Below are 22,193 nucleotides of genomic sequence, written 5' to 3'. Positions count from 1 at the left end.
TATTCTAAAGGGTTTTGGACGTTGCTGCGTTCGTGAACGTCATGCACCATCTTTGCAAGTGCCAGCACGACTTCCGGTTGACGGAACGAGATTTTCAGCAGTTCCATCACCTGATCGTCGGTCAGCTCTCCCGGACAGACCAGAAAGCTTTCCAGCATTCCGGCACGGGTGCAAAGACGATGCACACGCTCTCTCCGGTTCAGCTCCGACATCCTGCGTTCAAGGATTTTCTCCCGGTGCTGACAAGAGCGCAGCTTTTGCTCTGCTTTGGCTTTTTCGCTGCGGAGATAGGCAATGTCGGTTTTGGGTTGGGTCATGGCATCACGCTCCAATAATTTAATGTCAGAATGGCTACACTATGATGATGGTCAACGTTTTTCTTGACTTTAACATTCCAATGGAAGATAATTATGTAAAAAGCACAAATCGAAAAAGCATTGATGATCGAGAAGATTTCTCGGTATGGTTAGTCATTGCGGAGAAAGTACGGAGGTTTAATTTTGTTGTGAATGTTGTGATTCTTGATGACGAACAAACATTTGCCGAGATGCTTGATAAGCAAATAGAGCTACATTGTGTAAAGAAAGACTGGTTATATGAAAGTCAAATATACACATCGGCAAGAGAGCTACTAAAAAATAATTTATCAAGAGTACAAATTGCATTTCTAGATATCGATATGCCTGAACAAAGCGGCTTGGATGTAGCATCAGTCCTTAGGGGGCGATATCCTGAACTTATTTTGGTATTTGTGACTGCCTTTATAGAGTATGCGCCTTCAGGATATAAGGTCGATGCATTCCGATACTTACTTAAACCTCAGTTGGACGAGGAACTCCCATGCTGCATGGATGCTATACAAGAAAAACTATATGAGAGCAAAAACTGTGTTTTGATTAGATTGAAAAATCGAGTTGAGAAAGTTGCAACTAAAAATATTCTATATATAGAGGGGACTTCCCGACGAATGGTTCGGCTTTTTTTGATAACAGGTGATTTGCTGGAATGCTTTGGAAAGCTTGAAGATTATGATGAACTTCTCTCCGAAAGCGGCTTTGTGCGACTGCAAAAAAGCTTTTTAGCGAATATGCAATACATTGACAGGATTGCAAGCTATAACGCATATCTTCAAACAGGTATAACAATAAAAGTTTCCGAAAAAAACTACAAAGACACTTGTAAAAAGTTTTTACTCTGGAAAGGTACACATTTATGACCGATTTTATTTGGGTTTGGTGCAATCATTTATTGGTTGCGCTCGAAATCATAATGTTGATGTTTTTTGCCGCTATATTTTTTCAAAAGAGGCTTAAAGGAATATGCTTTTGGATATCTATAAGTATATTGATTTCCGGAAATATTGTCACATTAATTTTTCTTGATCGAATTTTTTGGCTAAAAGTGTTTATTCTTATTATACTTGATGCGTTATGGCTAAAATGTGCATACATCGACACTACTATCCAAAGCGTTGGAATTGCAATTGGATTCTATTCATTTGTCAATGTGTGTGATGCAATTGTTCTTTTGCTACTTTCTACAATATCAAAACGTTCGGTTGCTTCATATATGGAAAATCCGATAGAATATTATTTGATTTGTTACTGGATGAAATGCATGGAATTGCTGTTCGTTGTAATAATCGGATTGTTGGCAAAAAAAAGATTTCATTTTAGAAACACGCAGTGGCAAGATTGGCTCCGTGCGATGCTGTTCCCATTAACAACGGCTTTATGTTCAATTATATTTTTTCATATCTATGAATCCGAACCAAGTGTTGGGCTTGGATTGCTCTTCTGCGAGTTTGTCCTTTTGTTGTTTGATGTGATTGCTATTTGGATGCTTGACTACTTGGACCGACAACAAATCGCAATTCAAGACAATATTATTCTGCGTCGAAGTATCAAACAAGAAAAAGAAAGCATAGAAGCACTTGTAGAAGCTTACTCGGAGCAGCGAAAGAAAACTCACGATTTCCAGAATCAGCTTTCCATAATATACGGTTTGGCTCTGCAAGAATCGCCAAATGGGGAAGTTGCACGATATGTGAAGCGATTATTAAAAGAAGATGTATTTCCTATATTGATTGCTAAGACTGGTCGAAACGTGGTTGATATTCTTCTTACACAAAAAAATACGATTGCCAAGAAAAATGAGATTGATTTCCAATTTCAGCTTGATGATCTTTCAGGATTTCCATTGTCTGACGAAGACCTAATTGTCATTTTATCAAATCTCATTGATAACGCATTAAATGCATGCAAGGAAATCGCAGATTCAAAAAATCGAACAATACTTTTGAAAATGCGCACGACAGAAGTTGCAGGTTTTTTATATCTTGAGAATAGTACGGCACGAGATATAAAAATTCGAGACAATCATGTTATTTCACGTGAATTAAACTCACTAGAGCATGGATATGGACTGAAAAATGTCATGGCGATTCTTGATTGCGTTGATGCTCTTTATACTTTTGATTATAACAAAGAGGGGCATGTTTTCTCCTTTTCAGCCCAATTTTCACTTGCTAGCTAAGAAGAATCCTATTTATTTGCTTTTTTGTGGTGGATAGATAGGATTTTTGTATTTGTCAGAAAAACAAATGCCGATTTTACTGCAAAAAATATGGATTTCACTGCAAAATTGAAAGTCAGTCGATTTCTTGTGATATAGTAAAAGCATCAAAGAATGAGAGAAAGAGGGAAATTGTGGTGAAAGCAACGGTCAATGATCACTTCAAACAAAACAAAGCGAAAATTTTTTTGTTTGGTTTATTTACCGCGTGCGTGTCATTGTTTGCACCGTTAAAAAGCTTTCAGCTCAAATGGCTGATTGACTCAACTTCAAAAGAAGAAGCCTTTTGTTACCTTGGGCTTGTATTCGTCATCACTTTCCTGAGCTGGATGTTTGAGCGGCTCAGCCGTCGGTCTTTTACAAAACTCGCCTGCGGTGCAGTGGAACAGGTGCGCAATCAAGTCATAGAGCGCATTCTGCATCGCCCGGTCGCACAGTATAACCGCGAGGGAGACGCAGCATATCTTTCGCTCCTGACAACAGATTTGCGCACATTGTACGATGACTATTATATGTCGATTTTTAATGTCGTGTTCTGGGGCGGCATTATGCTATGCGCTTTGGGATTGTACCTCTATATCAGCCCGATGCTGCTGGCGGTCATTCTGCTCATCACGGTTCCGCCGTTGGTGTTGCCCCGGATGATGAATGAGCGACTAAAGCAGACACGAGACCGCTTTTCGAGCGAAATGGCAATGTATACCGGGCAGCTCAAGGAACTGCTGGGCGGCTTTGAACTGATCCGCTCTTTTCTGAGAGAAGATGCTTACAACGAGCAGCACCGTGCCGCTTCTCACAAGGCAGAAGAAAGTGAGCTGAACTACCAACAAAGCTTGAATGCGGTCATCGTCAATACATCACTCATCAGCAATCTGATTTTTCCCGTCGTCCTGCTGGTTGGTCTGTTGCTCGTATTCGATGGAAAGATCACAATGGGTACCATGTGCACTGCGGCAAGTATGGCAAATTTTGTGATCAGCCCCTGCCACCAGATCGCACAGTGCTACGCAAAAATCAAATCCTCCCGCGGAATTCGGGAGCGGCTTGAGAACGCTATGGCGGCAGAAGAACAGACAACAACGGGGAAAGAGATCAACCGGGTGCAGCGGATTGCGTGCAGACACGTTGGATTCACCTATCCGGGGGCATCGCGGCCGATTCTGAACGATGCCTCGCTGGAAATCGAGAAAACGCAGAAAGTGGCCATGATCGGGGAAAGCGGCTGCGGGAAATCCACACTGGCAAAGCTGCTGTTCCAGTACTACCCGGATTACTCTGGTGATATTCTTTTCAACGGAACACAGGTGCGCGAAATTGATCGGAGATCGTTTTATCAGCATATCGGCTATATCGCACAGACGACCTATCTGTTCAACGATACGATCCGAAATAATATTTGTCTCCGGGAACCGTTCTCGGAAGAGCGGCTTGCCCATGCGATCGAAATGGCGGGCCTTACCGATTGGCTTCGTACATTGCCGGATGGCCTGGAGACCGTCATCAGTGAAAACGGAAAGAATCTCTCTGGAGGTCAGAGACAGCGTATTGGAATAGCGCGGCTGGCTCTGCGAGAATATGACCTCATCATTGCAGATGAGATCACCGCTAGCCTCGACCCAGAGACAGCGCAGCAGGTTATGATGAATTTGCTTTCAATGCCTTGTATGGTGGTGGCGATCACACATGACCAGAATGGTGCGTTCATAAAGTCCTTTGATGTACGTTACCGAATTGATTCTGGAGTTGTTGTTATAGAATCATAGAATTGATATAAAGAAATATTTGTGCTATGAACAAAAAAATTTTAAGAGAAACATTTGATCCTAATTTAAACGAAACATTTCGCATAAGGGAATTGAAAAATGGACATAGCGTTTTTACAGTGACAAAGAACGAATTGACAAATTTAAAGGTTGACTCTACAGCGAAACCTTTGTTTGCTCATATTCGCGCAACCAGTTACTGTAATCTGCGGTGTGCATATTGTTATGCTGCCGATAAAACGACCGCAGAAGACATGTCTGATGAAAATCTTTTAAAAATAGTTGAAATGTGTCATGCCAATGGAATTTTATGCATTACATGGACAGGCGGAGAACAGCTAATGCGGAAAAACTTTTATGATGTTATACATGCGGCATACAACTATGGAATTAAACAAACTGTTTTAACGAATGGCACATTGGTAGAAAGAGTATTTAAAGAAAAATGGCCCAAAGATAATATCAACTTTCAAGTAAGTCTAAATGAAGTTTGGAATAAATTCGATAATGCAAAGGAAAGTGTGTATAAGGCAAAAAAGTTAATAGATTATGGATATGATGTTGTTCTGACAATAATGCTTGAACCTGTTTCTGTTAAGCAATACAAAAAATTAATTGAATTCTTGATAAAAGAAGGGATAACAAACGTTCGATTTGGGCTTAAGGTCCCTGCTGGATTGGGGTCGCAAGATGGTGATGCCAGCATTTATGAGAAAAATATAAAGAAAATAATGCCAGAATTAATGCAACTCAAGCAATGGTATATGGATGACATTGGCATTTCATATCAGTTTGAAAAAAGACTCTATCACGAAACAGGTTTGCCAAGAAGATTTATAACATGTGAGGCAGGAACAACTGAAATCTATATTGACAATAACGGCGACGTATATCCATGCCCAATGTTAAAGTCTTCCAAAGATTTTTGTTGTGGGAATGTGTTCCAAAATACGTGGGAGAATCTTTGGAATGCTCCTGCAATGGAAACACTTAGAGAAGTTTCTGAGTGCGAGGGTTGTAAATATAATTGTGGCGTTTGGTGTCGTGCATTAAAATTTTTTACAGATGGAAATTTGCGCGGAAAGTCTAGATACTGTTTGAAAGAGTTGAATATTTAATATGGAATTTTCAAAATATAACGTTTTTGTCGAAGGCTACCCACAAGAAAATTATTTGACTATTTATAATATGTTTACGCACAAAATAATGTGCGTAACTAAAAATTCCGAGGCGTGGTCTACGCAGTTGCGTGATAAAATGCTTGGTCAAGGGATTTTAGTTGATGATCAGATTATGCAGCAGGAGGAGGTCTTGCGGTTCTATCATAAAGAGGCAGGAAATTCAAACGAATTGATTGTTATGTTGATTCTTACAAGGAAATGCAACTGTAAATGTGTGTACTGTTATGAAGAACAGCAAAAAGCACAATTTGATGATATGATAGATATTTCACGAATCATATCGTCTATAATTGATCTCATGAAACAAATGTCAGTCCAAAATTTGAAAGTGATTTTTTATGGAGGCGAACCATTATTAAGGAAAGACATTATTTCTCGAACGTCTCAAACATTTCATGACTTACTAAGAGAAAGATATTCATTCTCTATCGTTACAAATGGGACTCAAATAGAAAAGGAAGACTTTGTGTTATGGAAAGAGCTTGGATTAAAAGCAATTAAAGTTACTTTGGATGGGAACGAGAAGTCTCACAATTCAAGGAGACCCTATCAAAATGGAACAGGGTCATATCATGATATTGTCGAAAATTTAGCTGATATAAAGGATTACACACATATTGTGCTAAATATTGTATTGGATTATTCGGTTGAAGGCATTCAAGATCTTATTACTGACTTGAGGAAAAAAGGAATCGAACCTGAGGTTTCGCTATGTGTAAAAGAGCCGAATGATTACAACTCAGAGGAAAAAGCAACATTAGTTTTAAGAACGGCAGAACTTTTAGCTTCGATGCAAGTATATCAAAGCACAAAAATCGGGTTCGATCATGGAATAATCTGTATGGGGAAAAATACGCATACATTCGGAATTGACGGCAAAGGCGTTGTATATCGTTGTAACGGAGACTTCAACTCAGTTATTGGTACGATTTCTAGTGATATCGAAAAACCTTTTAGTCAAATTAAATCAAAGTGTGCTCAATGTAAGTATCTTCCAATATGCTTTGGTGGATGTTTGTATAAGCATCGCTGTGAATATAACTACTTCGATAAAGTTGTACCGGGTCTAGTTAAAATCTATACAAGAAGAACAGTATGATTTATTCTTGAAAATAAAAGGATTTCCTTTTATTTAAATATTTACTGGATTTTCAGTGGAAAGGAGAAGTATCATGGAAAACGAAATCAAGGTCGAAAAAAAGAGCACAGAAGTCGAAGTTGAAGAAATCGTTGTCGAAATGTCTGGATGCAGTGCAAATGCCGTAAACAACTACTATGGAGTTGTTTAAGTTGATGGCATAAAAGTAGGGTCAAGGTTATATTTTAAGCCTTGACCCTATTTTTGAATTCAACAATGGGCTATCTTTCATGAAAAATGAATTTTACTGTAAAACCTACCGAGAGTCGGAGTTTATGATATTATTTAAACAGGAAATCAAATGATGCATGATATTTCTAAAAAAATAACCCACTTTTTTATTCAATTAAATTTTATTGATGAATCAAGTGAAGTGTGGTGTCAATACGTTGTTGAGAAGAAAGTTATGCAGGCATTGTTTTTGATCATCACATTTATTGTTGCCTTTTTGTACAATCAGATTTTTGAAACATTGATTTTTTGCGTGGTCTTTTGCTCAATTAGAGAGCGTATGGGTGGATGGCATGCACCGTATCCATGGTTGTGTTTAGTACTAAGCGGATTAATCATTTCATTAGTTGCTGGAGTTTTAGTTCCAATAACTTTGAATATTGGACTATTTGATATCTTTCTATTCAACAATATACTACTCGTTATTCTTCTATTTACAAAGCCATCATATCCTTGGCAACTTCACTTTGGCAAAGAAGAAACAGTAGCAAATCTAAAAAAGAAAAATATTCTTGTTTTATTCTTTGGGCTTTTTAATCTAATCTTTTTGGTTTTGAAGTGTAGAGGTATGCTAGGCAGCATGCTTTGGGCATTAGTTTTCTCCATTGGGTTGCTTCAGATTGAAGTTATCATAAATAGAAAGGAAAATGATTGACATGAAAAAAATTGAAGTAGTGGCAAAAGAAATTTTATTGTACATGATTGACTTGGAACGCTATGGCTGGCCACCATCATGTACGGGGATTGTCTATCAGCCAGAACGGCCCTGTGCTATTAAGCAACAATTACCCAACAAATCTCTTAAAAGTATGGATTGAAAAGACTCCTTAATATGGCTTAAACATCAAAAAACAAAGCAATCGTTTACTTCCGGGTGAAGGAAGTATAATCGATTGCTTTGTTTTTACGAAATGAGGTCTCTTTTTGGTTTCTCTTAAATCACCTATCCGCACTATCCTGCATCCGTTGCACAGACAATGCTATCCACATCTGGGCGGTCCATCAGCTTTTGCAGGATACCAAACTGCTTTTTGGTGGACGCAGACACCAGATACTGCCACCTTTCCGGCAGGATGGGCAGATCTGCGATGCTCCACTTGACGTATTTGGCATCGTAGATATTGGGCGGAGCAAGCTCCACCAGATGACCCACGCACCAGCTTACCAGATAACCGTTGCCCTCAAGGTAGCCGTCCTGACGGTTGGTGGCACCGAGGACTTTGGCGTAGGACATGGCAACCGAGGGCTTTTCTGCTACAACTAGAATTGAAATAAGCGTTCCCTCCAATCTGTTTTCATTTGGATATGTACGGCGGCAAAATGCCGCCTTGAAATCAGATGGGTTCAGTGTCCTGCTCGTCCGGGGTTTCGTCCTCGTCCGGCACATCGGTAGGGATCTCAAAATCGCCCTTGTCCTCGGTGTAGTTTGCATCGGGGTCGAGGGCTTCTTTTTCGGCTTTTTTCTTCTGCATCTGCTGGTGATAGAAATAGAAGCCGCCACCTGCTGCCAGTGCAATCAGCACCACCACACCCAAAAAGCCGGATGCGATCTTTGTGACCTTGTTTTCCTTGGGCTGTTCCGTGCCGGATGCTGCCGCTTCTTCGGCGGCTTTTTTCGCTTCTTCCTCGGCTTTCAGCCTGTCCTGTTCCGCCTGCGCCGCTGCTTCTTTTTCAGCGGTATAAGCGTTCGCTTCTTCCTCCTCCATCAGGGAAAGAAGGTCGGCTTCGTCCACAAGGTTCATAAAGTGAACGGTCTGCTGCCCCTTGGCGTTGCGGTCAATCACCAGATAGAAAGTCGCACCCGACTTCGACACCAGCGTAATGAACTGCTGACCGCTGCCATCGGAATAGTCGGTGTGGTAATCGTCCACCAGCGTCAAGTTGCCCTCCGGGGTCAGGGCACCGGTCTCCTCATCGGTCACGGTGACTACATCTTCTTCATCGGTGGTAGAAGTCAGGACGGGCTGTTCCACTTCCTCCACAGGCTCACCGCCATAGGCAAAAGCGGGAGCCGCCATGCCAGCGCACAGTGCCACCGATACCAGCAGTGCGCCCAGTTTCTTAATCTTCATCTGCATCCTCCTTCTCGAAAGTTGCACCCACGGCAGACAGCGCAGCAGGGTTCGGGGTGGTGGTGGCAGACTGCCGCAGCAGGGCGGCGAGCTGTTCCGGCGTGACCTTTGCCGTCCGCACCATCTCGTTGACCTCGGCAGAATCTTCCTCCTGAATGCGCCGCTCCAGGATCTCGATGCGATTGTTCAGCTTGATGCGGCGTTCTTTCTCTTTTGCCAGCATCGCCCGCAGTTTATCCGATTTTTCGCTCATAGTAACTTCTCCAATCATTTTGAAAGCCGTCCGAACCCGGCGAGATGCTTCTCCCAGTAGGACGAGTGAATGTTTGCGTACTTGATGGGGTCTCCGGCACTGACCATCATGCCGTTGCCGAGATAGATTCCAGTATGGCTCATGCCGGGGGTGTCATAGGTGCCTTTGAAGAAAACCAGATCACCGGGCTTTGCATCGGCTTCGGAGATGTGCTGGCTCTTGTTCCACAGACCGTTGGCGGTAGTGCGCCCTACATCGTAGCCGTTCTGGTTGTACACCCAGCAGACATAGCCGCTGCAATCAAAACCGGTTTCCGGGGTAGAGCCGCCCCAGACGTAGGGCGTACCCACATACTTTTGCGCCTCCTTGTAGATGGCGGCAAATTCGCTGTCCGTCAGGGCTTCTGCCGGAACCTGATAATCAATACCGGGTGTGCCGGAGCCATCGGAGCCACCGGGCGGCAGTCCGCCGTTGAACAGATACGGTCTGCCGCCCAAGGTGTCCTGAAAGATCTCGTAGCGTTTCCATTGGTCGTTGTCCAGTTCCTCCCGGATGACCACCTCCAAGCCACGGTTCACCAACTTGGTGTGGAAAATCTTGTACTCATACGGCACTTGGGTAGGAACAGGGATACCTGCCGGACTGATGACCCAGACCGTCTTATACCGAATCTGCACCTCCACCCATGTGGTCAGCTTGTACTGCTTTTTGAAGGTCTCCTTCAGCTTGCCCTGCACTTCCGACCGGGTGTAATCATCATACAGAGTGGTCAGGAATGAAGTGAGCTGCCACGGGTCGTGTTCAATGGGGTCAAGGTGGTACTGGTACTCGTTGTAGCCGGGGTGGTCGGTGGGGGTGCGCTTGATCTTTTTATCCAGTTCCTTTTCCAGCTTTTTGTAGTCCTGCTCTGCACCCCAGATGTCCCGATCCTCGGCAGAGTATATGGTCTGCCCGGACACCTGTGTGCCGCCCGAAAAGAGGATACCGCAGGAGGAAAAGCCCGACATCACCATGAGGACGAGCAAAAGAAAAACGCCCACAATCACCAGAACGTGTGCGTTGCCTTTTGCGGCATTCACCAGCCCCTTTACGGCGGTGCTGACGGCAGTTTTGCCCTTTTCTACCGCCTGTTCCACGCCGGACCGGGCAGCAGATGCACCGTTGGATGCCGCTTTGCCACCTGCGGTCTGCGCCGCCGTACCCGACCGGGCGGCAGCATAGTAGCTCTGCCGGATGTCTTGCTTCTGCCGCCATCGGGAAAGCCAGTTGGAACCGCCCTCGCCGGTGCCGGATGCGCCTGTATCTTGTGCCGCAGTTGGCTTCTGCACGGAAGATTTTGCGTTTCTGGCACCCTTCTTGCCCTGCATCTTGGCTTTCCTCTTGAGCTTCCGGGCATAGCGGCTCTTGGAAATATCCCGGACATTTCCTGCCGCCTTTTCGCCCTCGCTCAGCGCCTGCGTGCCCACATTGTCATCCTCGTACTGGTCAACTTCGTGATGCGCCGCAGACCGGGCGGCATGGGCAGCGTACATCTCTCGCTTCTGCGCCTTACTCAACCGGCTCAGTTCGTCCGGGGTCAGTTCCGCCTTGCCAAACCGCAGATGCTGTGCCTTTTCCGCAGCTTTATCTGCATCGGTTTTCAGCTTTTTCTTTTTGGGCACCGTCTGCTCTACCTTGGCTTTTTTCGGGGGAGAACGGGTCTTTTTGGTAGACGATTCCTCTTTGATGTTCAGTTTCGGTTCACTCATTTCTGCGCGCCCTCCGAGACTTCACCCAACTTGGTGGTCATAATGCGGTAGAGTTCCAAATCGGTGGGGAAACGGTCCACAAACGGCAGAATGACATTGCCGAAAAACAGCAGCCCCTCGCCCTCGCCGGAGTGGGTCACGTAGGAAAGCTGATGGGGCGAAATATTGAGCTGCTTTGCGAGGATTTGCCGGTCTCCTGCCGCCTGATTCAGCATGATGATCATGTCGCTGTTCTCGAAAATATTCTCGACCTCACGAGAAGAAAGAAGGTCTTTCACGTTCTGGGTCAGCCCTGTGGGAATACCGCCCCACTTGCGGAAACGCTTCCAGATCTCGACGGAATAAGCGGCGGTCTGCTCCTCTTTTAAGAGGAGGTGCATCTCATCCATATAATACCGGGTGGACTTGCCGCTGCTGCGGTTTGCCGTGACACGCCCCCACACCTGATCCTGCACGATGAGCATACCGAGTTTCTTCATCTGTTTGCCCAGTTCCTTGATGTCGTAGCAGACGATGCGGTTATTGACGTTCACGTTAGTGCGATGGTTGAACAGGTTCAGACTGCCCTTGACGTAGATTTCCAGAGCCGTGGCAACATGGTGGGCTTCTTTTTCCTCCTGCTGAAGCAGAGCGTTGTACAAGTCCTCAAGGATGGGCATATTCTCCGGGCAGGGGTTCGCAAAATATTTGCGGTAAATCAGATGCACACAGCGGTCAATGACGGTTTTTTCCACCGGCAGCAGACCTTCCTTGCCGCCCACCACCAGCTCACACAAAGAAAGAATAAAGTCGGCTTTCAGGGACAGCGGATTATCCTCCTCGGAGTAGTTGGCGTTGATGTCCATGGGGTTGACAAATTGGGTGCTGTTGGGGCTGATTTTGATGACCTGACCTTTCAGCCGGTTCACCAGCGGCGAGTATTCGCCTTCGGGATCATTGATAATAATATCATCGTCCGTCACCAGAAACGCATTGGCAATTTCACGCTTTGCCGAGAAACTTTTACCGGAGCCGGGAGTACCCAGAATCAAGCCATTCGGGTTTTTCAGCTTCTTGCGATCCACCATAATCAGGTTGTTGGACAGAGCATTCAGACCGTAGTACAGCGATTCTTTTCCGCTCTGGTACAATTCCTGCGTGGTAAAGGGGATGAAGATAGCCGTGCTGCTGGTGGTCAGTCCCCGCTGAATTTCGATCTGGCAGTCTGCCAGCGGCAGGCTGCTCATCAGACCCTGCTCCTGCTGGAAGTCCAGTCGGCACAGGTTGCAGTTGTGCTTCTGGGCAATACTGGATGCCTGAAAAACATTGTTTTCCAGTTCCTGTTCAGTCCTGCCGGTGTTCAGCACCAAAAAAGTGACGAGGAACATCCGCTCGTTCTGGCTCTGCAATTCTTTCAGCAGAGCCTTGGCATCCCTGCCGTAGGTCGCCAAATCCGACGGAATGATGTCAATATCATACCCGGCACGGATAGCTTTTTTCTGCTCCTCGATCTTGCTGCGGTCCAGTTCCGTGATGGTGCGCTTCACCGTCTTGATGGCACGGTTCTGGTCAACGGACTGGATGTGCATGGTAACGATCTGGCTGGAATCCATGTCCAGAAAATCCTTCAAAAGCTGGTCGCTGATGTCGGATGCCGTGATGCTCAGAAAGCTGACGGCGCAGAAGATACCGCCCATTTGGAAGGTGCGGCTGTTCTTGAAGGCAAAGGCGGTGGGCGCAATGGCATCCTTCGCGGAAAGCCCGCTTTTCACAAGGTCTTTCCAGTCAAAGTGAAACTTGGATGCGCCATCCATGTTGAACATATCATGCATGAGCTTCAGCCGCTGGACACCGTTCAGGGATTTTGCCTGCACCCCCAGCCGGTGGAAGTTATTCAGCAGGTCATTCTGGATGTGGTCGAGCCGGGGCTTGACCTGTGCCATGCTCTCGCCCTCCACACCAAAGGTGATGAATTTGGTCTTGGTCAGACCATTATTGCCCTTGGCAAGCTGCTGGCGCAGCATCTGGCTGTACTCCGCACGAACATCATCGAAACCGTCCTTCTGGAACGGAATGCGGATGCTCTTTTCAAACTCGGTGCTGTCGGTTGCCATGTTCACAAAGGACAATTCAAACTTAATGCTGGAATCGAAGAAGTTCAGAAAACTGCACCATTCCTCGAAAATGGCGGTCTTGTCCTCCTGCTGCGCCAACTGATAATTGATGTCCTGATACTGGATGGTGCGGGTGTAGTAGTTTGCTTTCACCCGGCAGGTGCCATCCTCAAACATCCGCTGCATGGGGATGGACTGCTGGGCGGTCCGGGGCACGGCGGGTTTCTGCGGTTTTTTCTTGCCGTCCTTACCGGTCTTTTTCCAAAACGGAATCATAGGTTGCGCCTCCCTTCATCAAAATCGCATAGTAGTTGTTGGTCTTGTAGGGGCGGATCTTCGGGCGGACAAACCGGGACTGCACATAGTACGACAGCAGCTTTTCCATGGGCTGACCGTTTTTCTCGTACATCCCAAGGAAGAACGCCGGCAGCATCACCGCCATCATACCGAGGGTGGCAGCAGTGTTGCCGCCGGAATCCCGGAGAACAAAAAACAGCGGCACTCCAATGAGAGCCGCTGTGCCAAAGCAGACAAGCTGCCGTTTGGTCAGGTTGAACGCGACCTTCGATTTCACTTTCGTCAGGTCACGGGGAACTGAAATATACGCAGCCAATAAAGCACCTCCTTTAGTGCGCTCCGAGGACGGATTTCGTCACCGAGCTGGTCTTGAACAGGCTGAAACAGAGCAGAACGGTGTAGCCCACAATGCTCCAAATGGAGTTGATGGCATCCCCGGAAATCGCTACGCTTTGGATCAGCACCGCATAAATGGCAACACAAATCAAGATCAGGAAGCCCTGAAAACCCAGTGCAAACAGGCATTTCAGGTAGTTCTGCCCCATGTGGCTCTGCTCGTGGTTGCCGAAGGTCGCCATGGGGATGGGCGCAAGGCTCACCATGCAGTAAATTTCAATCATTCTTCCGTAGACGATGACGAAAATAACGATGGACAGGATGCGCATGGTGATGCCAATGAAGAAGGACTGCAAAAACAGCCCGAACAGGGGACCAACGTCCATCTGCATCAGGCTGGATTGCAGCATGGACAAGCCAATGTCGTTGACACGGGTATTTCCGGCAATGATGCTGCTGGAATCGGATACCACCTTTTGGGTGACATCGAACACCGCCATCACGATGTCAAAAGTATTGCTGATGAGCCACACCGAAATAGCAGTCTTAAAAATCCAGCGCATGATGAGGGCAGGCTCAAACTGCGCCATGTTGTTGTGCTGGGTGATCATTTCGATGAGTTCATAACAGGCGATAAAGGTCAGAATGATGCCTGCAATGGGCAGCACCACATTGCGGGAGAGGGCTTCAATCATGGCGAACACTCTCGGTTCAAAGCTAGAGGGCTTGGTGCCCACCTGCTGGGCGATGTTGCCCACTTGGGTGTTCACATCATCAAACAAGCCGGAGAGATTGGACATAATGCCTGCCGTCAGGATGCCTTTGATCCAGTCGGCAATGGCTTTGAGAACGGTTTCCATTCAGTCACCGTCCTTAACTGAAATGGTTGATAAGGGTCTTGAGGAGATTCAGGAGAAAAATAATGTGGGTCAAAAACTGCATAATAGCACCGCCTTTCATGGATGGGTGGATAAAAACGCGGCTTGGAGCACGGACATTTAATAAAACTGCAAGCTGCAGAGGGCTTTCCGCTGCTGCTCAAGCCGCTGTATGGAACAATGCCCTCATTTCATCTATCATTTTTGATTGATGAATGATAGATGAAATGATATGAGCAAACACAAAAAGTGTTCGACGGAAACAAAAAAGCCGACTGCTTTTCGGCAATCGGCAAATCATAATCAAAGCTATATAGCTGTTTTTATAAGTCGGCGAACAGGAACCTTATGATAAACATCAAGGATGCGTTTTTCTCCATTTCGCCAAAAGGGGTTCATATAATAACAATCGCATTCTTTACAATACCAAATGTATTCAGCTTCTCCGTTGATCTCTAATGTGAATGCCTTCATTTTTAGAAGCGGATGCCACGGGCAATGTTTCTGAAGCTTTTCTTTTTGACGATCAGCTTTGCAAAGTCCAAAAAGCTTACCACATTTTAGAGGGGGCGGATTAAACTTAAAACGACTATCAATGGGATTTTCTATATAATCATTGAAGTTTGATAATCCAAGTTGATTGAGAGGTCTATAATGAAGCCCTGCATTATGTTGATTTTTTGCCATTATAACAATCCTTTCTCAAGCAAGCATTTTGCCCTCCAGATAGGAGCAGCGGAGATAATCAGGATTGGTGTAGTATACGTTGGAATTGAAATCGGAGATCTCATCCGTGATAAACGACGAAAAAACATCCAGAATTGCCTGTGCAGCATCTTCATCTTTCATGGTGGACAGCACCAGCCCCTGATACAGCATTCCGATGGAGGTTGCAGAAGGGACCGTATAGCGGCACTCCGCAGCAGTATCAAAATCCCCATCCGGGATGTTGAGATCTTCAATCAGCTCATCTGAAACCTGCTCAAAGGACAGACAGTGGTTTACTTCTGCCAGCCGGAGCTGCCGTTCGATGCCGGCTTTTGTGAAGTGACGAATCACATTCTGCCGATGATTTTTGGTCTTACGGGCGATGATCTCGATCAGGCTGCAAACGTAGAGAACATCATTTTTCTGCTTTTCGGTCATGGATGGATTCACTCCTCTCAAAGGTCAGGCAGTGCAAAGCGTTTACGGTATGAAAGCTGATCTGGTGTGTTGGATGCTTGAACTTCGCCAATGCCCAAAATGCTTCACGGCTGATCTGCCCGGACGTAAATCCATTGACATAGTCCCAGATGGTGTCATCTGCCATGGGACCCTCCACAATATCATAGGGATGGGTTTCGCCTGCACGACATTTTGCAATGAAATCCAGCCATTCGTCCGACATTTCAGGGAAACGCAGGATTTTCAGGTCAGGATTCTCTACATAGCGATAGACGTTCACAATACCATCGGCAGAACGGCGGTCTGCCCAGCGGTAGGCTTGTTGATAGCTGTTCGTGCAGTAGAATCCCCAAGAAAAGTCCTTTGTATACCGTGTGATGCGGATTTCGGGATAGACAACTTCTTCTTTACTGCCATGATACAATAAAATCTCGCTCATCTGATTCACCTTCTGTATGTGAGATCGTTACTATGGCTTTCCTTATTATAAATATGTACCGGGCGGCAATCGCCGCCCGCTGTTCTTAACCGAACAGACCGCTCAGCAGGGGAATCAGGGTAATGCCCACCAGAGCAACGCCGCCGCCAGCCATGAGCTGCTTCATGCCCTGACTCTTGCTGCCGGGGTTGTCGTTACCATAACCTTCCAGCAGGTTGATGGCACCCCAAACGCCGAGACCGGCACCCAGAGCGACAACCAGAGTCTGAAGAACTTCGATAGCAGAGTTGAAGAATTCCATAGTCTTTTCTCCTTTATTATAAAGCGTTTCCGGTCGTTTGTACACACCCGAAATCTTGTAGTTTTACGTTGCATAACCGCAGCAAGGCTGATTTTCTGGTGCACCTTTCTGACCGGGATAAAAATAAAACCGCCTACCGGGTCAGGCAGACGGGAGCGAATCAGCATCCACCACGATGAACTCATCTCCGGGTTGGATTTTTTCTTTGCGGTTCAGATATTTTTCAATATCGAAGGTGTTTTTGGGGTCGTAGTCCGAGGTCAGCTTGTAGTTAGGGTGCTGGGTCAGGTCGTACTTGTCGCTCAAAAACGGTCTGACGCCACGCAACTGCAAAATACACTTGCCGCCGTCCAGCACCGCCAGCTCGTCCCGGCTCAACAATTCGTGGCCCATCTTTTGGAACGTAGTGCCGTAACTGGGGCTATTGCCACGGGTGTCTGAGGTGTTGAAGGCGTCGATGGTCTCCTTGCCCAGCATCTCGGACAAGTCTTTCAGGGTGGTCGGCTCACTGCCGCCGAGGAAAATCTGGCTGTCCATGTTGCCCACAATGGTATCCGCGTTATCCTTGTAAATGGCTTTCAACTGGCTTCTCGCCTGCAAAACAAGGCAGGCGGAGATCTCACGGCTGCGGATGGTGGCCACCAGCTTTTCCAGATTGGGAATCTGCCCGATGTTGGCGCACTCGTCGATGAGACACCGTACATGAACGGGCAGCTTGCCGCCGTATACATCATCTGCCTTGTCGCACAGCAGATTGAAAAGCTGGGTGTAGACCATGCTGATGAGGAAGTTGAAGGTGCTGTCCGTATCGCTCATGATGAGGAACAATGCCGTTTTCTTATCGCCCAGCGTGTCCAGTTGCAGCTCATCGTACATAGTGAGGTCACGCAGCTCTTGGATGTCGAAGGGGGCTAATCTGGCACCACAGGAAATGAGGATGGATTTTGCGGTCTTGCCGGCAGCCAGCTTGTAAAGTTTGTACTGCCGCCCGGCAAAGGAATTGGGCTTCTTTTTCGCCAGTTCTTCAAACAGCAGATCCACCGGGTTCTGATATTCCTCGTCATCCTCCAGCACCTGCATGGTGTTGAGCATTTCCAGCAGGGTGGCGAAATTTTGCTCCTCCACCGGGGCTTCATAATGCAGATAGGCGATCAGGGCAGTGAGCAAAAGACGTTCGCTTTTCTCCCAAAATGGGTCCCCACCGGACCCTTCGCCTTTGGTGTTGGTCATCAGGGTTGTGACCAGTTTGAGAATGTCCTTTTCGCTGTGGACATAGGCGAAGGGGTTATAGTGCATGGACTTTTTGAAGTTGATGGTGTTCAGGATTTTCAGCTTGTAACCGTTTTTCAGAAGTGCGTTCCCGCACTCGACCACGATACTACCTTTCGGGTCAGTGACCACATAGGAACTATGACATTGTAAAAGGTTGGGTTTAAGCCAAAATCTCGTCTTGCCGCTGCCGGAGCCTCCCACCACCAGCACATTTTTGTTCCGGGCGTTTTTGGGGTCCGGTGGGCGGTTGGACATCATCAGCCGTTCCGTTTTGGTCAGGATGATGTTGTCTGCAAACTTGGGTGCCATGAACGGCTCAATATCCTTGGCGGTGCCCCACCGGGCAGAGCCGTACTCCATGCCGTGGCGGTACTTCTTGGCGTTTTTTCCACGCAAATAGACCGCCAGCTGTAACCCTGCACCGCAGCACAAGCCCACCAGCAAATCGAGCGGATGCAAGCTGGGCAGCGGGTTCGCAAACGCCACCGGAACGGTGCCCATCATCGCCATGATCTTATCCCCCAGCTCTTTGCCCTCGGCAAGCCGCCACGCTTCGCCAATGTTGGTTGCCACCAGCCCCAGCAAAATATAGGGCAGATACAGTGCCAGCAGCTTTGTCAGCTTTTTCGTGGTCACAGTCCACGCTCCTGTTCCTTATGCCGGACTTTGCCGGGGAGTTCTGCCGCCGCCTGCACCAGTTCATGCAGTTTTGCCAGCACCGAGGGGCGTTTGTCTTTGTTCAGCAGAGATGCCGAATACTCTTTGAACGCCGAGTTGAAGGCTTCTGCATCCGGGGCTTTGAAAAAGACCAGATACCGGGGCGGCACTTCGGAGGTGTCCTTGCGGATGGCATAGTCGATGCCGTACTTTTTGGCGTAGCGTTCCAGCCCACGGATGCCGGTCTTACTGATCTCCACGCTGGACACACCCCGGTTCTGCCGCAGAAGAGTGCGGACACTTTGCTTACCTTGGGATGTCTTGGACTGGTACAGCCGAAACGCCGCCTTTACCGCCCGCAGGACAGTCCGGGCAGACAGCTTTGTGGTGGAGATCATAATGTTGAATGACTTCTGTTCGATTTCTTCCTGCAATGCCATCACCTCCCGTGCAGCAGGGTGATTTTAGCGGTCATGCTCTGCCGGGGGCTTGGTGCGGGGCTTTTCTGCGGGAGGTTCATCAGGCACCGGCAGCACCAACAGACGGTTGCCTAGCTTCAGAAAGGCTTCCGGCTGATGGAAAAGCTGCTCGTACTTCTGCGCCAGTTCTGGGGTCAGGGATGCAAAATCCTCCTCGCCCAATCCCACCACTAGAAAGTCTCCGGCAATGGCATCATACATTTCTCCGTTTTCATCCCGAAGAGCACGGTTCAGGGGCAGACCCATGAGCTTACCATCGTCATTGCAGATGATAGCCACTGGGTCTGCAAAGGGGTAAACAGCAGCAATCGTGCCGCCCACCGCCTCCTGCAAGGCTTTCAGGTTGTTGTCAATCTCGACCTGCTGCGGATACTGTCCCGGTGCAATTTTCAGCACCGACAAGGTGTTCTCGTTCTGTTCCATTATCGTCCTCCTCGAATTTGATAGAGATCTCCTGCCAGGCATGGGCGGCGTTCAACAGAGCTGCCACGAAGAAGCCGAAAAAAGCGCCGGCTTCAAAAAATGCGAAACCGATAAAAAAGTTCAGCATGGCACACCTCACTCCATGCAGATGCAGGGCAGCTTCTGGTCGTCTGCCATCAGGGTGATGCTGTGGCTTGCCAGATACTTCTGGAACAGGTAGACTTCATCGATGGTCAGCGAGATGACCTCGCCGTCCATGTTGGTGCGAACAAGAATCACCGGGCCGGTCAGGTAGTGCTTTCCGCCCATCTTCAGCACCTGCGCCGGGTTGTAGCAGAGCAGCAGCGAGGTGTTGGGAAGGTTCAGGCAGGCATCATCCTCCTCAAAGCAGGGCAGGATGCCGGGAGCCTCGTCCAGCGTGATGATGGTCAGCTCCATATCCGGGGCAATGGCAGCGAGATAGACTTCACCAGGCTTTTTTCTGCCGTTCAGAATCGTGTAGATGCGAGTATCAATGGTGACTTTCTCGGAACGGATGTGAGTGGTAGTAAAGTTCATAGACGTTTCCTCCAAAATTTTTGCAAAATAAAAGACCCGGAACTGGGTCTTTTGGTTCAGTCTGCGATCAGCGCGCTTCTTCCTGCTTCTTCTGTTTTGCCTGTTGCTTTTTTAGTTGCCACTGGTCGAGCAGCTTGATGATGATGCTTTCCATCTGCCGGGGCGTGTAATTGCGTGGAAAGTATTTCCGCAGGGTTTCGTTTTTGATGGTCACGGTGTCCAGTTCGCTTTTCTTTTCCTCATTCATAATGTTGTAGACTGCATCATAGTCAAACTCACCCTGCTGCGCCAGCTTTTTTATCCGAATGGCTTGTGAAAGAGATGGTGCGTTCTGGGAAGCATCCATTGCTTCTAAAAAATCCTGTTGCTGTTTTTCGTCCAGATAGGACAGTTCTACCGCAGGGTTAAAAGAGATTTTTTTCTCGTCCACCATGTCGAGCAATTCAGGGACAAGGTTCGTCAGACGCACAAAACGCTGGACTTGATTGCGACTTTCGCCTGAATCTTTTGCTACTTTTTCATCGGCTCTCAACTTCGTCCCAACTTGGGACGAAGTTAAATCTGACCTAGCACCTTGATTTTTTATTGCATCCAGCTTCATCTTGTACGCAAATGCCCGCTCGCTGGGCAGGATGTGTTCTCTCTGCAAATTGGAATCGACCATCAATATCGTGGCGGCATCATCCTCCATATTTCGCACAATGACAGGCACGGTGTCCAGATTTGCAAGCTCTGCGGCGTGTTTCCGACGATGCCCGGAGATGATCTCATAGCCGCCCTCTGGTCTGGGGCGGGCAATCAGCGGCGCAAGCACACCGAACTGCGAAATGCTTTCCACCGTCCGGGTCATGGAATCATCGTCCAGAACTTTGAACGGGTGGTTTTTGAACGGGAAAAGTTCGCTGACGGGAATCTGTTGTACCTGCTCCCGCTGTTCTTCCTGCCGGGACTCTTCGGTCGAAAAAATATCATCGAGACCTTTCAGTGCTACGTTTAAGCCGCTTTTCGGCATCCACCAACACCTCCTTCGCAAGAGATTGATAGGCTTCTGCCACCTTGCTCTTGGGGTCATACTGGAAAATGCTCTTGCCGGCGGCACTGGTTTCAGCAGCACGAACAGACCGGGGAATGGTCTGGTCGAACACCTTGATTTTACTACCGTATGCCTGACGAATCAAAGTGTCGATCTGCTTTCCATAGTTGGTGCGGCTGTCCGTCATGGTGAGCAGGATGCCCTCGATTTTCAGCTTCGGATTGATTTTCTGCCGGTGTACCTTACAGATTGTCTGCAAAAGCTGCTCCAGACCTTTGGCAGAAAGATATTGAGCCTGTACGGGTATCAAAGCAGTGTCTGCCGCCGCCAGTGCATTGATGGTGAGCATACCAAGGGAGGGAGTACAGTCCAGCAGGATATAATCGTACTCCCGTTTTGCTCCGTCCAACACCTGTTTGAGCATCTTTTCCCGGTTCATGCTGTTTACCAGAGCCACCTCCAATCCTGCCAATTCGATGTTGGCAGGGATGAGGTCTACGCCCTCTGCATGGTGCAGGATGCCCTCACCGGGTTGGATAGGCTGGTCGTTCATGGCTTTCTGCATCAGAGTAGACAATGTGGCAGGCAGCTCGTCCGGCTGCTGCCAGCCCATGCTGATGGTAAGACTGCCCTGCGGGTCAGTGTCCACCAGCAGAACTTTTTTGCCCTCCATCGCCAGCCCGATGCCCAGATTTTCACAGGTGGTGGTCTTGCCGGTGCCGCCTTTCTGGTTGACGATGGCTATCGTGGTTGCTTTCTTTGAAATTTTCATCACCTCCGATTCGCTAAGTCGTGGTTGGTTTGGTTCTGGTAGGAAAGCTGCATGGTGGTGGGCGCGTTGTACAGAGAAGCGAGCAGATATTGTTTCATGTTACGGATCGGGCTGCTGTTCTCTGCAAAGCACTTCAGCACAAAGCGGATGTGGTCGGCGTTCAACTTCATAAACCGACTGCATACCACCTCGGCGGGCTTATCGTCCCCAGCAATGTGCAGCAGCTTACGGTTGGTAGCGCAGGTGTCCACCAGCAAGTCTACGATCTGGTAGATAATGTCCTTGTCATCCGGGCAGAGCCGGAGCAAAAGGTCTATCTCCAAAGACTGAGAAAAATATTCTTCCAGTTGGGTGCGTTTGCTCATCCCATCCGCTTCTTCAGAATTGAATGGATCAGTCTCACTCATTTCAGTATCATTCTCTTTAGTCTTATTACATCGTGATTTTGAAGGGTCTTGACTTGCGTTTTTGAAGCCTCCAGAATCGTGAAAATCACGATTTTGGAATATTGATTTTGACGATTCTGCC

Annotated in this window: 26 protein-coding genes and 1 pseudogene; 7 read left to right on the top strand and 20 right to left on the bottom strand. The window is 47.5% G+C overall.

Annotated elements, in window-relative coordinates; all coding sequences use genetic code 11:
- Positions 1–317, bottom strand: a 317-nt coding sequence (locus tag DWY95_RS06140) for a DUF3847 domain-containing protein (protein ID WP_117930194.1), incomplete at its 3' end; no start/stop codon positions are given.
- A 41-nt stretch (positions 318–358) separates the two neighbouring features.
- Here DWY95_RS06140 and DWY95_RS06135 point away from each other — a divergent pair.
- The 7 genes from DWY95_RS06135 (at position 359) to DWY95_RS16980 (ending at position 7,705) form a co-directional block, all read left to right on the top strand.
- A complete protein-coding gene (locus tag DWY95_RS06135; RefSeq protein WP_117930193.1) occupies positions 359–1,216 on the top strand; it encodes a LytTR family DNA-binding domain-containing protein in 858 nt (285 codons plus the stop codon).
- Positions 1,213–2,535 carry a GHKL domain-containing protein gene (locus tag DWY95_RS06130; RefSeq protein ID WP_117930192.1) on the top strand — a complete coding sequence of 441 codons (1,323 nt, stop codon included), beginning with the start codon at positions 1,213–1,215 and terminating at the stop codon, positions 2,533–2,535. The genes DWY95_RS06135 and DWY95_RS06130 overlap by 4 nt, the downstream gene beginning before the upstream one ends.
- A 173-nt stretch (positions 2,536–2,708) precedes the next feature.
- The gene (locus DWY95_RS06125) at positions 2,709–4,337 is read left to right on the top strand and encodes an ABC transporter ATP-binding protein (protein WP_243082609.1); all 1,629 of its coding nucleotides are present in this window, start codon (positions 2,709–2,711) and stop codon (positions 4,335–4,337) included.
- Between the two features lie 26 nt (positions 4,338–4,363).
- Entirely contained in the window at positions 4,364–5,455 is a 1,092-nt protein-coding gene (locus DWY95_RS06120) for a radical SAM protein (RefSeq protein ID WP_118552774.1), read from the top strand.
- 1 nt (position 5,456) lies between these two features.
- Complete coding sequence (locus tag DWY95_RS06115; protein WP_117930189.1) at positions 5,457–6,617, top strand: radical SAM protein; 1,161 nt, start codon at positions 5,457–5,459, stop codon at positions 6,615–6,617.
- Between the two features lie 340 nt (positions 6,618–6,957).
- Positions 6,958–7,542, top strand: coding sequence for an accessory gene regulator B family protein (locus DWY95_RS06110; RefSeq protein ID WP_117930188.1), 585 nt, complete (start codon positions 6,958–6,960; stop codon positions 7,540–7,542).
- Between the two features lies 1 nt (position 7,543).
- On the top strand, positions 7,544–7,705 hold the full coding sequence (locus tag DWY95_RS16980) for a hypothetical protein (RefSeq protein ID WP_158577528.1): 162 nt from the start codon (positions 7,544–7,546) through the stop codon (positions 7,703–7,705).
- A 137-nt stretch (positions 7,706–7,842) separates the two neighbouring features.
- On the opposite strand, the pseudogene DWY95_RS17525 reads toward DWY95_RS16980, so the two are convergent.
- From DWY95_RS17525 to DWY95_RS06015, 19 genes and pseudogenes are all read right to left on the bottom strand, one after another.
- Positions 7,843–8,160, bottom strand: a pseudogene (locus DWY95_RS17525) (toprim domain-containing protein); the annotation flags it as partial.
- Positions 8,161–8,221: 61 nt separating this feature from the next.
- On the bottom strand, positions 8,222–8,965 hold the full coding sequence (locus tag DWY95_RS06100) for a DUF4366 domain-containing protein (RefSeq protein ID WP_117477594.1): 744 nt from the start codon (positions 8,963–8,965) through the stop codon (positions 8,222–8,224).
- The gene (locus DWY95_RS06095) at positions 8,949–9,212 is read right to left on the bottom strand and encodes a DUF4315 family protein (protein ID WP_097785686.1); all 264 of its coding nucleotides are present in this window, start codon (positions 9,210–9,212) and stop codon (positions 8,949–8,951) included. The genes DWY95_RS06100 and DWY95_RS06095 overlap by 17 nt, the downstream gene beginning before the upstream one ends.
- 14 nt (positions 9,213–9,226) lie before the next feature.
- The gene (locus DWY95_RS06090; protein WP_117477593.1) at positions 9,227–10,960 is read right to left on the bottom strand and encodes a C40 family peptidase; all 1,734 of its coding nucleotides are present in this window, start codon (positions 10,958–10,960) and stop codon (positions 9,227–9,229) included.
- Positions 10,957–13,329, bottom strand: coding sequence for a VirB4-like conjugal transfer ATPase, CD1110 family (locus DWY95_RS06085; protein WP_117950609.1), 2,373 nt, complete (start codon positions 13,327–13,329; stop codon positions 10,957–10,959). The genes DWY95_RS06090 and DWY95_RS06085 overlap by 4 nt, the downstream gene beginning before the upstream one ends.
- Positions 13,301–13,666: a PrgI family protein gene (locus DWY95_RS06080; protein WP_112146658.1), complete on the bottom strand. Its 366-nt coding sequence runs from the start codon at positions 13,664–13,666 to the stop codon at positions 13,301–13,303. Before DWY95_RS06080 ends, DWY95_RS06085 begins: the two co-directional genes overlap by 29 nt.
- A 13-nt stretch (positions 13,667–13,679) precedes the next feature.
- Positions 13,680–14,546 (bottom strand): VirB6/TrbL-like conjugal transfer protein, CD1112 family, encoded by an 867-nt coding sequence (locus DWY95_RS06075; RefSeq protein ID WP_117950607.1) that lies wholly within the window; start codon positions 14,544–14,546, stop codon positions 13,680–13,682.
- 327 nt (positions 14,547–14,873) lie between these two features.
- Positions 14,874–15,251, bottom strand: coding sequence for a hypothetical protein (locus tag DWY95_RS16780; RefSeq protein WP_133303651.1), 378 nt, complete (start codon positions 15,249–15,251; stop codon positions 14,874–14,876).
- A gap of 15 nt (positions 15,252–15,266) precedes the next feature.
- Positions 15,267–15,710, bottom strand: coding sequence for a hypothetical protein (locus DWY95_RS06065; RefSeq protein WP_118552773.1), 444 nt, complete (start codon positions 15,708–15,710; stop codon positions 15,267–15,269).
- Positions 15,688–16,170 (bottom strand): DUF3990 domain-containing protein, encoded by a 483-nt coding sequence (locus DWY95_RS06060; RefSeq protein WP_117477590.1) that lies wholly within the window; start codon positions 16,168–16,170, stop codon positions 15,688–15,690. Before DWY95_RS06060 ends, DWY95_RS06065 begins: the two co-directional genes overlap by 23 nt.
- Before the next feature lie 85 nt (positions 16,171–16,255).
- Entirely contained in the window at positions 16,256–16,471 is a 216-nt protein-coding gene (locus DWY95_RS06055) for a Maff2 family mobile element protein (protein WP_055186938.1), read from the bottom strand.
- 141 nt (positions 16,472–16,612) lie between these two features.
- Complete coding sequence (locus tag DWY95_RS06050) at positions 16,613–18,379, bottom strand: VirD4-like conjugal transfer protein, CD1115 family (RefSeq protein ID WP_118552772.1); 1,767 nt, start codon at positions 18,377–18,379, stop codon at positions 16,613–16,615.
- A complete protein-coding gene (locus DWY95_RS06045) occupies positions 18,376–18,840 on the bottom strand; it encodes a PcfB family protein (RefSeq protein WP_117950360.1) in 465 nt (154 codons plus the stop codon). Before DWY95_RS06045 ends, DWY95_RS06050 begins: the two co-directional genes overlap by 4 nt.
- A gap of 24 nt (positions 18,841–18,864) precedes the next feature.
- Entirely contained in the window at positions 18,865–19,302 is a 438-nt protein-coding gene (locus tag DWY95_RS06040; RefSeq protein ID WP_097839637.1) for a DUF3846 domain-containing protein, read from the bottom strand.
- Positions 19,229–19,429, bottom strand: coding sequence for a hypothetical protein (locus tag DWY95_RS06035; protein WP_117536130.1), 201 nt, complete (start codon positions 19,427–19,429; stop codon positions 19,229–19,231). Before DWY95_RS06035 ends, DWY95_RS06040 begins: the two co-directional genes overlap by 74 nt.
- An 8-nt stretch (positions 19,430–19,437) precedes the next feature.
- Positions 19,438–19,860, bottom strand: coding sequence for a hypothetical protein (locus DWY95_RS06030; RefSeq protein ID WP_097839639.1), 423 nt, complete (start codon positions 19,858–19,860; stop codon positions 19,438–19,440).
- A 67-nt stretch (positions 19,861–19,927) separates the two neighbouring features.
- Positions 19,928–20,872 (bottom strand): ParB/RepB/Spo0J family partition protein, encoded by a 945-nt coding sequence (locus DWY95_RS06025; protein WP_097791889.1) that lies wholly within the window; start codon positions 20,870–20,872, stop codon positions 19,928–19,930.
- The gene (locus DWY95_RS06020) at positions 20,829–21,665 is read right to left on the bottom strand and encodes a ParA family protein (protein ID WP_117475933.1); all 837 of its coding nucleotides are present in this window, start codon (positions 21,663–21,665) and stop codon (positions 20,829–20,831) included. Before DWY95_RS06020 ends, DWY95_RS06025 begins: the two co-directional genes overlap by 44 nt.
- Positions 21,665–22,193, bottom strand: a 529-nt coding sequence (locus DWY95_RS06015) for a DUF6017 domain-containing protein (protein WP_243082607.1), incomplete at its 5' end; no start/stop codon positions are given. The genes DWY95_RS06020 and DWY95_RS06015, both read right to left, overlap by 1 nt.

It is taken from the genome of Faecalibacterium sp. AF28-13AC, assembly GCF_003478405.1.
GTDB lineage: Bacteria > Bacillota > Clostridia > Oscillospirales > Ruminococcaceae > Faecalibacterium > Faecalibacterium prausnitzii_E.
The sequence above is the reverse complement of the archived record's forward strand: the minus strand, read 5'-3'. Positions and strand labels throughout refer to the sequence as shown.